This is a genomic window from Streptomyces sp. OR43 (assembly GCF_008042275.1).
Classification (GTDB): Bacteria; Actinomycetota; Actinomycetes; order Streptomycetales; family Streptomycetaceae; genus Streptomyces.
In genome coordinates this window covers 425328-431794 of sequence record NZ_RDBK01000025.1, presented here as the reverse complement: position 1 = coordinate 431794, position 6467 = coordinate 425328, and the positions used below count along the sequence as shown (strand labels likewise).

General features: G+C 72.6%; 6 protein-coding genes. 3 read left to right on the top strand and 3 right to left on the bottom strand.

Annotation, left to right across the window (positions count from 1 at the left end):
• Positions 1-400: 400 nt before the first annotated feature.
• From EAO72_RS14670 to EAO72_RS14660, 3 genes are all read right to left on the bottom strand, one after another.
• Positions 401-799, bottom strand: a complete 399-nt coding sequence (locus EAO72_RS14670; protein ID WP_148017729.1) for a DUF3040 domain-containing protein — start codon at positions 797-799, stop codon at positions 401-403.
• Positions 800-1094: 295 nt separating this feature from the next.
• Positions 1095-1853 (bottom strand): class I SAM-dependent methyltransferase, encoded by a 759-nt coding sequence (locus EAO72_RS14665; protein ID WP_148017728.1) that lies wholly within the window; start codon positions 1851-1853, stop codon positions 1095-1097.
• Positions 1854-1953: 100 nt separating this feature from the next.
• Complete coding sequence (locus EAO72_RS14660; protein ID WP_148017727.1) at positions 1954-2481, bottom strand: SAV_6107 family HEPN domain-containing protein; 528 nt, start codon at positions 2479-2481, stop codon at positions 1954-1956.
• 188 nt (positions 2482-2669) lie between these two features.
• Here EAO72_RS14660 and EAO72_RS14655 point away from each other — a divergent pair, with 188 nt between their 5' ends.
• From EAO72_RS14655 to EAO72_RS14645, 3 genes are read left to right on the top strand one after another with little or no spacing between them, the layout of a single operon-like run.
• Positions 2670-3470 carry an ATP-binding cassette domain-containing protein gene (locus EAO72_RS14655; RefSeq protein ID WP_148017726.1) on the top strand — a complete coding sequence of 267 codons (801 nt, stop codon included), beginning with the start codon at positions 2670-2672 and terminating at the stop codon, positions 3468-3470.
• Positions 3442-5529, top strand: a complete 2088-nt coding sequence (locus EAO72_RS14650; protein ID WP_148017725.1) for a YhgE/Pip family protein — start codon at positions 3442-3444, stop codon at positions 5527-5529. The genes EAO72_RS14655 and EAO72_RS14650 overlap by 29 nt, the downstream gene beginning before the upstream one ends.
• Positions 5530-5558: 29 nt before the next feature.
• Entirely contained in the window at positions 5559-6170 is a 612-nt protein-coding gene (locus EAO72_RS14645) for a TetR/AcrR family transcriptional regulator (RefSeq protein WP_148017724.1), read from the top strand.
• Positions 6171-6467: the final 297 nt, after the last annotated feature.

Below are 6467 nucleotides of genomic sequence, written 5' to 3'. Positions count from 1 at the left end.
GTCCGGGACAGCCCGGTGCCCGGTGCCCGGGGCCCGGGGCCCTGAGACATCCAGGCCGCCCTGCGGGACCACCCGGGGGCCGGGCCCGAGGTTCGGGGGCCCTGGAGATCCAGGCCGTCCTGCGGTGCCTTCCGGGGCCGGGGCTTGACGGGCAAGCCCCGGCCCCGGAACTGCGGGGAGCATCTGGCCCCCAGGCATCAGACAGCCCGGCAGTCGGCCCTGCGCGGCCCAGCGGGCTTCGGCTCGGCGCGGCCCCCTGCGGGCTTCGGCTCACCACCCACCCATCCGAGCCCCGGCTCGGCGCCCACCTGGGCGGGCATCCGTCAGCGTCGACCCGGCGCACGGGTGAGGGGCGGTCGCAGAAATGCGACCGCCCCTCACCCATCAGTGTTCTGAGCGCCTACTGGCCCTGCTCGTCACGGCGGCGCTGCCACCGTTGTTCGATCCGGTTCATCACGGACCTGCGCTGTTTGGGCTGTCGGCGCGGCTCCGCGCCACCCGCGCGGACTGCCTGCTGCTCACCCGGTTTCGGCGCCTTGCGCCAACCCGTCACCGCGAGCACCGCGCAGCCCAGCATGACGAGGAACCCCACCACGCTGATCCAGATCTGCTGGGCGACCATTCCGGCCATGAGGAGCGCGATTCCCACCAGGAAGCCAGCAACTGCCTGGTAGACCCGTCGCCGGGTGTATGTACGCAGCCCACTTCCCTCGAGCGCTGTCGCGAACTTGGGATCTTCGGCGTACAGCGCTCGCTCCATTTGCTCGAGCATTCTCTGCTCGTGCTCCGAGAGCGGCACGGAGTCCTCCTCGTCGTCGGCCGCGGGGGGCGGCCGGTATGCGGCCCTTCCAGGATAGGCAGGGAATCGCCCCCGTGAAACCCGCCCTCATTGCCAATCAGCCAGTCCGGGCCGCCACGACGGCTCAGCTGCTGAGGCGTTGATTCCCCAACCTCCGATCCGTCATGCCGGATGGTGTCCCCCGATCATACGGGGCCAAGGCCTCGATCGGGGCTGCTGGGGCGTACTCCGTCTGCAGCTGCGTTGCTGATCAGCCACGCTGCCGTCGCGATCCGGCCGGTGGCGGGACGGTCCCTCAGGCCCGCTTGGTGCCCAGGACGTGCAGCTGCGTGGCCACCGAGTGGAACGCCGCCAGCTCGGCGGCCGCCGTCTCCAGCTTGAGCAGGGCCTCCATCGCACCGGGCTCGGTGTCCACCAGGACCCCCGGCACCAGGTCGGCGAAGACACGTACCCCGTGGACCGCGCCGACCTCGACGTCCGCGGCCTCCACGAGCTCGGTGAGCTGCTGCGCCGTGTACCGCCGGGGCACCGGGTCGCCCTCGCCCCATCGGCCGTCCGGGTCCGTGAGCGCGTGGCGCGCCTCGGTGAAGTGGCCGGCGAGCGCCCGGGCCAGGACGGCGCCGCCGAGTCCGGCGGCGAGCAGGCTGAGCGCTCCGGACGGGCGCAGCGCCTCCACCGCGTGCCGCACGCCCTCGGCGGGATCGTCCACGTACTCCAGGACCCCGTGGCAGAGCACGGCGTCGTATCCCCCGCGCCCGACCACGTCGAACAGGCCGAGGATGTCTCCCTGGACTCCGTTGACCCGGTCGGCGACCCCGGCCTCGGCGGCACGGCGCTCCAGCGCGAACAAGGCGTTGGGGCTCGGGTCGACGACGGTGACCCGGTGCCCCAGGCGTGCGACGGGAACGGCGAAGTTGCCCGTACCGCCACCCGTGTCCAGTACGTCCAGGGCATCCCTGCCGGTCGCCTTGACCTGGCCGTCGAGAGCGTCCTTGAGGACCTCCCAGACCACGGCGGTACGGAGGGAGGCGCGGGGGCGCAGCTGGTCCGACACGGCAGTTGACTCCTCGGCACGGTGCCGCCGCTGAGGGCGGAGCGTGAACAGCGCAGGTGATAGGTCCCGTCCACCCTATTGCCTCGCGCCGCCGTCACCGTCATCCCGCATCGGACCGCTCCGCGCGGGGTTGGGGAAGGACCGGCTGGAGCACCAGCAGCCGCTCCACCAGGCGAAGGAACATCGCCGCGTCGCGCAGCAGGTCGTCCGCGTCGCGCCGGCCGGCCGCACCGGGTATGCCCGCTTCCGCCCGGGCCCGGCGGCGGGCGCCGGAGGCGAAGAGCGCGCTCCATTCGGTGAGCTCGGGGGCGATCTCCGGCAGGACCTCCCAGGCACTGCGGATCCGCTCCCGCCGCCGCGGGGAGGTCTCGGGGCGCCCGCGGACGGCGAGCACCGCGGCCGCGGTGCGCAGCGCGGCGAGGTGCGCCGTGGCGTAGCGCTCGTTCGGCACGTCGAGAACAGCTGCCTCTTCGAGGCCGGCGCGGGCCTGGGCGAGGAGATCGAGGGCGGCGGGCGGCGCCGTGGTGCGCCGGAGTACGGGGTGGACGTCGTGCGCCGGGCCGGTCGGTGAGGGGGCAGGGCCGTCTGCGCGGCGTCGCGGGGCGGCTGCTGCGGACGAGTGGGCCATGACAGAACCTCCTGTCTCGTAACGGCTTCGTGGCCGTCTGTATCCATCGTGACGGCCCCCACTGACAGTCGATGCGAGCGAGCCCCTGACCTGGCCTTTTGCCTCGATCGCAAGTTCGGGCTACCTTTTTGCACTGACCAGTCAGTACAAAGAACCCAGCAAGCCAAGAGAAGGACAGGGGAGGGTCTGTGGACAGCCCGCACGGGGCAGCTGTCACCGCCGAAGGCCTCGGCCTCAAGGGGCCGCGCGGATGGGCATTCCGGGGCGTGACGTTCAACGCCGCCCCCGGATCCCTGATCGCGATCGAGGGCCCGTCCGGCTCGGGCCGCACCTGCCTCCTGCTCGCACTCACCGGCCGGATGCGCCCCACCGAGGGCGAGGCCTCGGCCGGCGGGCTGCGCCTGCCGCGCCGGGCCGCCGCCGTACGCCGTGTCGCGGCGCTGGGCGCGGTGCCCGGGGTCAGCGAGCTCGACCCGGCGTTCACGGTCGCCGAGCATCTGCGGGAACGTGCCCTGTTGCAGCGCCGCTTCGACGGCTCGCTGCGCGCCCTGCTGCGGCCACCCCGGGAGCGCACCGCCACGGCCGGGGCCCGGATCGACACCGCCCTGAAGGCGGCCGGACTCGACACCGCCACCCTGCCCAAGGCCGGGCGGACCTCCGTGAGGGATCTGGAACGGCTGGAGGCGCTGCGGCTCTCCGTCGCCCTCGCACTGATCGGCCGGCCGCGCCTGCTCGCGGTGGACGACATCGACCTCAAGCTGTCCGACGCGGAACGCGCCGAGGCCTGGGAGCTGCTGCGCCACCTCGCCGCCGACGGCACGACCGTGCTGGCCGTGTGCAGTCAGGCACCCGAGGACGCCGTCACCGTACGCACCGGCACGACCGGAACCACGGGCTCCGCCCCCCTCACCGGGGAAGCAGCGCCGTCGGCGGCTCCCGCACTCGACGAAGGGACGGCCGATGCGTTCGCCGAGACTGGCCGCGCTTGAGCTCCGGCGCTTCGGCAGGGGGAAGCTGCCGCGCGCCGCACTGGCCGCGCTCCTGCTGCTGCCCCTGCTCTACGGCGCCCTGTACCTGTGGTCCTTCTGGGACCCCTACGGCCGCCTGGACCGCATCCCGGTCGCCCTGGTCAACGACGACAAGGGCGCCACCGCCGCGGGCAAGCGCGTCGCGGCCGGGGACGAGATCACCGGCAAGCTCCTCGACTCCAAGGTCTTCGAGTGGCACGAGGTCAGCGCCGCCGAGGCGGGCCGGGGCGTCGAGGACGGCACGTACTACCTCTCGCTGACCATGCCCGCGGACTTCAGCAGGCGCATCGCCTCCAGCGCCGGCGACTCCCCCGAGACGGGCGCGCTCCAGGTGCGCACCAACGACGCGAACAACTACATCGTCGGCCAGATCTCCCGGACGGTGTTCTCCGAGGTCCGTACCGCCGCGTCGGCCAACGCCTCCCGGGGCTTCCTCGACCGGATCTTCATCAACTTCTCCGATCTCCACGACGCGACGGCGAAGGCGGCCAAGGGCGCCGCCGACCTCGAGACCGGGATCGGCAAGGCGAAGGAGGGCTCGAAGGACCTCGCGGACGGGCTGAAGGACGCGAAGGCCGGCAGCGGCCGGCTGGCCACCGGCATCGTGCGGCTGGACAAGGGCGCGGGCGAGCTGGAGACCGGCTCGCGCCAGGTCGCGGACGGCACCCAGCTGCTCGCCGACAAGGTCAACGGGGTGGCCGCCGACGTCCGTCCGTTCCTGAAGGACAACGGCAAGGCGATCGGCGACACGGCCCGGCTCGTCGCCGACTCCTCGCAGACCGTACGGGACAACCTCGACCTGCTGGTGAAGGCCGCGCCCGCCGCCGCCACGGCCGCCCACACGGCCTCCGACGACCTCGCCGAGGTCCACCGCACCCGGTGCGAGGAGCAGCCGCTCCCCGATGCCACCGTCTGCGCGCCGCTGAAGCGGGCCGTGACGGCGGCGGCCGATGTCGCCGCCGTGGCCGACGACGTCACCGTGCTGGTCAAGGACCAGAACGGGGACCTCAAGGCGCTTCGCGGCCGGCTGACCACCCTGCAGAAGCAGGCGGAAGCCCTCGCCGAGCGCGCGCCGCGTCTGGACGAGGACCTGGAGAGCGCGGTCAAGAAGGTCAACGCGCTCAACACCGGCGCCCACAAGGTCGCCAAGGGTGCGGACCGGCTGCACACCGGGCTGGCCACGGCCAGGACGGGCTCCGCCGAGCTGAACACCGGGGTCGGCGACCTCAAGAAGGGCGCGACGAGCCTCGACAGCGGCCTGATCCGCCTCGGCGACGGTTCGGCCACGCTGGCCAAGGGGCTCGACGACGGGGCCGGCGAGATCCCGGACTACGACAAGAAGGACCGCGACGCCCGTACCGAGGTCATGGCCGACCCCGTGCGGCTCGCGTCGCAGTCACTGCACGCGGCTCCCAACTACGGCACCGGCTTCGCCCCCTACTTCATCCCGCTCTCCCTGTGGGTCGGCGCGATGGTGGCGTACATGCTCATCCAGCCGCTGAACCGGCGGGCCCTGGCCGCCGGGGCACCCGCCTGGCGGATCGCCTTCGCGGGCTGGCTGCCGGTGGCCGCGATCGGTCTCCTCCAGGTGGCCGCGCTGATGTCCATACTGCACTGGGGGCTCGGCCTGCAGATGGCACACGCCGCCGGGACCATCGGCTTCCTGGCCCTGGTCACCTGCTGCTTCGGCGCGATCGTGCAGTGGCTGAACGCGCGCTTCGGTGCGGCCGGCCGCATTCTCGTCCTGGCCGTCCTGATGCTCCAGCTGACCTCGGCCGGCGGTACGTACCCCGTACAGACGAGCCCGGGCTTCTTCAACGCGATCCATCCGTACCTGCCGATGAGCTACATCGTCGAGGGACTGCGCCGGCTGATCACGGGCGGCGGGCTCGGCCCGGTGTGGCAGGGCTGTGCGGTGCTGCTGGCCTTCACCGCCGGGGCGCTCGCGCTGACGGCCGTGTCGGCGCGCCGCAAGCAGGTCTGGACCCTGGACCGGCTGCATCCGGAGCTGAGTCTGTGAGCCCTCAGGGACCTGTGAGAATCAGGAGCATGGAAAGCAGTAGCGCCACACGCCGCCAGGCCACCCGGCAGAAGCTCTACGAAGCGGCCGTGACCCTCATCGCCGAGAAGGGGTTCTCGGCGACCACGGTGGACGAGATCGCCGAGCGTGCCGGGGTCGCCAAGGGCACGGTGTACTACAACTTCAAGAGCAAGACCGAGCTCTTCGAGGAGCTGTTGCGCCACGGTGTCGGGCTGCTCACCTCCTCGCTGCGCACGGCGGCGGAGGAGACGGACGCGCGCGGCGGCAGCCGGGTCGAGGCACTGGACGCCATGATCCGCGCCGGTCTGGTCTTCATCGACCGCTACCCGGCCTTCACCCAGCTGTACGTCGCCGAGCTGTGGCGCACCAACCGCGCCTGGCAGTCCACCCTGCTGGTGGTGCGTCAGGAGGCCGTCGCCGTGGTCGAGGGCGTGCTCAGGGAGGGCGTCGCGGGCGGCGAGCTCAGCGAGGAGATCGACATCCCGCTGACGGCCGCCGCCCTGGTCGGCATGGTGCTGGTGGCGGCACTGGACTGGCAGGCGTTCCAGCCGGAGCGGTCGATCGACGACGTGCACTCCGCGCTGTCCCTGCTGCTGCGCGGGCGGGTCAGCGGGCGCTGACCCGCGGGGGTCGTGTACGTACGAAGACGCCGGTCCGGCTGAGCTCGATCCCCCCGAGCCCCGCCCGACCGGCGTCTTCCGTGCTGCCGGAGAACCTTCCCCCGTGACCCCGTTTCCCCCGTGGTCCCGAGTCCTCCGCCGTGCACCCCCGTTCGGAAAGGAGTGCCGCACCCGCTCCGCCGCCCCGTGCCGGCGGTACCGGCGCAGCGCCCCTTCCGTGGTCCCCACTCTGCCGTCCGCGCAGCAGCAGGGACAGCGCGGAGTGCACGTCGTCGATCGACCGCTCCGGCTGGAACG